Here is a 1,084-nt window from a genome sequence, read left to right as displayed (position 1 = left end):
CAAACGCCAGAGGGCAAAATTGCTATTACTTATACGGACGTTCCCGTTGAGTTTAAAGATGGCACCAAAGTGACGTTGAGAAAGCCTACGCTGAAAATTACCGATTTAGGCTATGGGGACATGCACCCTGATACGCAGTTTTCCGCTCGTGTCGCGCCACCTATGATTGGTTTAGGTTTGCTAGAAAGTATTCCTGATGAAACGTTGCTTAAGTGGGCAGACGAAAATGACCGTGATAGCGATGGCATCTCAGGCAAGGTGAATAAAGTTTGGGACATTCAAAAAGGCGACTTTTCGCTTGGCCGTTTTGGATGGAAAGCAGGACAACCAACATTGATGCAGCAAAATGCGGCCGCGTTTAATGGTGATGTTGGTCTAACAAGTCACTTGTTCCCGAATGAAAATTGCACGGCGAAGCAACCCCTTTGTGAGGAGTTGCCAAATGGCGGCAAGCCAGAAGTAAGCCAAAACATACTCGACTTCGTAGAGTTTTACAGCCAACACTTAGCCGTGCCGATTCGTCGAAATGTGAATGATCCTGTTGTCCAGCTTGGCCAAAAGATCTTTGCCGCTTCGGGGTGCGAAAGCTGCCATAAAACCAGTGTAAAAACGACAAAACGAGCAGACCGGCCTGCGCTTTCAGAGCAACTTATCCACCCGTATACCGATCTGCTGTTGCATGACATGGGAGAGGGCCTTGCTGATCATCGACCTGAATATCTTGCCAATGGCCGTGAATGGCGTACGCCACCACTTTGGGGGATTGGTTACACAGAAGAAGTGAACGGTCACACGTATTTTTTACATGATGGTCGAGCACGTAACTTGATGGAAGCGGTGCTTTGGCATGGTGGTGAAGCGGAGCAAGCGAAACAAAACGTGTTATCGCTGAACCAAAAAGAACGTGACGCATTGATTGCGTTTCTGAACTCTCTGTAAGGATGCAACCATGAAGAAAACAACATTAATGAGCGCTGTTGTTGCAACGCTAAGCTTAGTTGGTTGCCAATCGACAACGGGCTCGTCGGATGCACAACCAGAGCAAACTAGCCATATTTCTCAAGCTGTTTACGAAGTGGAGTTT

At 47.5% G+C, this 1,084-nt stretch carries 1 protein-coding gene and 1 pseudogene; both read left to right on the top strand.

Annotated features, from left to right (window positions below; translation table 11 throughout):
• A partial coding sequence (locus R7E42_RS25300; protein ID WP_318073278.1) for a di-heme oxidoredictase family protein occupies positions 1-939 on the top strand: 939 nt, incomplete at its 5' end.
• A 10-nt stretch (positions 940-949) separates the two neighbouring features.
• Positions 950-1,084: pseudogene (locus R7E42_RS25295) on the top strand (iron-regulated protein A); the annotation flags it as partial.

The sequence above is a fragment of the Vibrio sp. Vb1337 genome, from assembly GCF_033338715.1.
Classification (GTDB): Bacteria; Pseudomonadota; Gammaproteobacteria; order Enterobacterales; family Vibrionaceae; genus Vibrio; species Vibrio alginolyticus.
The sequence above is the reverse complement of the archived record's forward strand: the minus strand, read 5'-3'. Positions and strand labels throughout refer to the sequence as shown.